Annotated in this window: 2 protein-coding genes; both read left to right on the plus strand. The window is 73.0% G+C overall.

Annotated features, from left to right (window positions below; genetic code table 11):
* The coding region (locus ACFVIM_RS34710; RefSeq protein WP_384310259.1) for a glycosyltransferase at positions 1 to 897 on the plus strand (897 nt) is incomplete at its 5' end.
* The gene (locus ACFVIM_RS34715; protein WP_384310261.1) at positions 894 to 2,198 is read left to right on the plus strand and encodes a beta-ketoacyl-[acyl-carrier-protein] synthase family protein; all 1,305 of its coding nucleotides are present in this window, start codon (positions 894 to 896) and stop codon (positions 2,196 to 2,198) included. The genes ACFVIM_RS34710 and ACFVIM_RS34715, both read left to right, overlap by 4 nt.
* Positions 2,199 to 2,270: the final 72 nt, after the last annotated feature.

Genomic DNA, 2,270 nt, shown 5'->3' on the forward strand with positions numbered 1-2,270 from the left:
TTCGCGGGCGCGGTCGCGGCGCGGGCGTGTGGGGCGGCCCACGCGCGGATGACCTGGGGTACCGATTTCTTCGGGCGGATCCGGGAGCAGTTCCTCCGGTTGCATGGTGCGGGTGGTGGTGTGGCGGGTGGGGCGGGTGATCCGCTCGGGGAGTGGCTGGGATCGCTGGCGGGGCGGTACGGGGTGGAGTTCGACGAGGAGCTGACCACGGGCCAGTTCACACTGGACCAGCTGCCCGAGGCGTTCCGGCTGCCGACCTCGATCCCGTACGTACCGGTCCGTTACGGCGTCTACAACGGGGCTTCCGTGGTCCCGCGCTGGTTGTGGGAGCCCCCGGCCGGTCCCCGGGTCGGGTTCACGCTGGGACTGTCGGCGGTGGAACGGCTGGCGGGGTACGCGGTATCGGTGTCGGAGATCCTGACCGCGCTCGCGGATCTCGATGTCGAGGTCGTGGCCACCGTCGACCAGGCCACCCGGGCCACCCTGCCCCCGCTGCCCGACCGGGTCCGGGTCACCGGCTTCGTCCCCCTGGCCCCCCTCGCCGCCACCAGCACCACCCTCATCCACCACGGCGGGTACGGGACCATAGGGACGACGTCCCTGGCCTCGGTGCCCCAGCTGCTGATGCCCGATCAGATGGACGCGATCTGGCTGAGCCGGGGGGTGACCTCGTATGGCGCGGGCATCGAGCTGGAGCCCGCGAAGGCGTCGGGGGAGCGGGTGGTGGAGGAGGTGCGGCGGCTGCTCGGTGACGACTCCTACCGCGAGGGAGCCCGCCGGCTCCGCGACGACCTCCTCGCCCTGCCCTCCCCCGCCGAAGCCGTCCCCACCCTGGTCGCCCTCACCGAGCGACACCGTCAACCGGCAGTCAGCACCTCTGGAGGTGAGCGGATATGACGAGCCCGCACACGAAGACCGGATCCCCGGGCCCCGTACGTACCGGCGACACGGAGAGGAGTACCGAGCGGGGACGACGGGTGGTCATCACCGGCCGGGGAGTGGTCTCGCCGCTCGGGGCGAACTGGGCCGACACCTGGAGCGGACTGGTCGCGGGCAAGAGCACCGTACGGGAGGTACGGGGCTTCGACGTCAGCGGCCTTCCCGTCCGGATCGGCGCCGAGGTCGATGGATTCGTCCCCGGACGGTACGTCCCGGCCCCCGTCATCCGGCGTACGGACTGGACGATCCAGGTCGTCACGGCGGCCGCGCTGATGGCGCTGGAGGAGGCCGGGATCGCACTGGACGAGGAGCTGGCCCCCCGGGTCGGGGTCGCGGTCGGCTCGATCATCGGCTCGACCCGGATCGCCTCCCGCAACGCCATGGCGATGCGCGACGAGGGGTACGCCGGGGTCAGCCCGCATGTCTTCCCGACCATGGGCATCAGCTCCGCCGCCGAGCTGGCCCTCGCCCTGGGCGCCCGCGGGCCCTCCGCCGAGATGGTCGCCGCCTGTGCCACCGGCACGATCTGTATCGGCGAGGCGGCGGGGTGGATCCGCGACGGGCGCGCCGATGTCGTCGTGGCGGGCGGCATGGACGCCTTCGACCGGCTGGAGCTGGCCGCGGCGGCGCGGGCCCGGGTGCTCTCCCGCCACACCGGGGACCCCCGGGAGGCGTCCCGGCCCTTCGACCGCGGCCGGGACGGCTTCGTGATGGGCGCCGGCGCGGGGATCCTGGTGCTGGAGAGCGCCGCGCACGCCCAGCGGCGCGGTGCCGTCATCCACGGCGAGCTGGCGGGCTACGCCGCCACCACCGACGCCCACCATCTCACCGCCCCCGCGCCCGACGGCGCCCAGATGGACCGTGCCATGCGCGACGCGCTGCGCTCGGCGCGGCTCGGCGTCGAGGACGTCGGCCATATCAACGCGCACGGCACGGGGACCCGGCTCAACGACACCAGTGAACTGGCCGCGATCCGCCGGGTCTACGGGGACCGGGCCACCCGGATACCGATCAGCTCCACCAAGTCGATGACGGGCCATATGCTCGCGGCGGGCGGCGCGGTGGAGGCGGCGGTGATCAGTGAGGTCATCGGTACGGGAGTGGTGCCGCCGACGATCAACTGTGACGACCCGGAGGATCCGGAGATCAATGTCGTGCCCCACCAGGCGCAGGAGCATCCGGTGGAGGTGGCGGTGAGCCAGTCCTTCGGCTTCGGCGGCCATAACGCGGTCCTGGTCGTGCGCCGCTGGCGCCCCTGACCCCGTACAACGTCTGGTCGTGTCCCGCCCGCGGCGTCAGCGGCAGGAGAGCGCGGCGGTTCAGCGGAAGAG

The organism is Streptomyces sp. NPDC057638 (assembly GCF_042800315.1).
GTDB lineage: Bacteria > Actinomycetota > Actinomycetes > Streptomycetales > Streptomycetaceae > Streptomyces.